At 62.6% G+C, this 425-nt stretch carries 1 protein-coding gene; it reads right to left on the bottom strand.

Going from position 1 to position 425, the window contains the following annotated elements:
* Nucleotides 1-425, bottom strand: a 425-nt coding sequence (locus QEH57_RS24810; RefSeq protein ID WP_309009501.1) for a calcium-binding protein, incomplete at both ends; no start/stop codon positions are given.

Raw genomic sequence — 425 nt, 5'->3', positions numbered from 1 at the left:
TGCAGGTCGTCGTTTCCAGTGGAGGCGAGGATGGTGTCGTCGCCTTCGGAACCGATGACGGTGTCGTTTCCGGCGCCGCCGGAAATGGACTCGATGCCGTCGAGGTTTGTCGCGGAGAAGTCGAGGGTCTGATTTGAGTAGTCGCCAGTGACGGTGACGCCTGAGTGGCCGTCCGCGGAGATGGTCTCGATGGAGTTGTCGGCGTCGAAGTTTGAGTCGATGGTGATGCTGGTGTCGTCTCCGGTCGCCTTGACGGTGTCGTTTCCGGCTCCGCCGTGGAAGTCGTCGGCTCCGTCTCCTTCGGTGTAGAGGAAGGTGTCGTCTCCAGCGCCGCCGTGCAGGTCGTCGTTTCCAGTGGAGGCGAGGATGGTGTCGTCGCCTTCGGAACCGATGACGGTGTCGTTTCCGGCGCCGCCGGAAATGGA

Origin of the sequence: Pelagicoccus sp. SDUM812005 (genome assembly GCF_031127875.1) — a bacterium.
In the GTDB taxonomy this organism is placed as follows: domain Bacteria; phylum Verrucomicrobiota; class Verrucomicrobiia; order Opitutales; family Opitutaceae; genus Pelagicoccus.
This window is presented reverse-complemented; position numbering and strand designations above follow the sequence as displayed.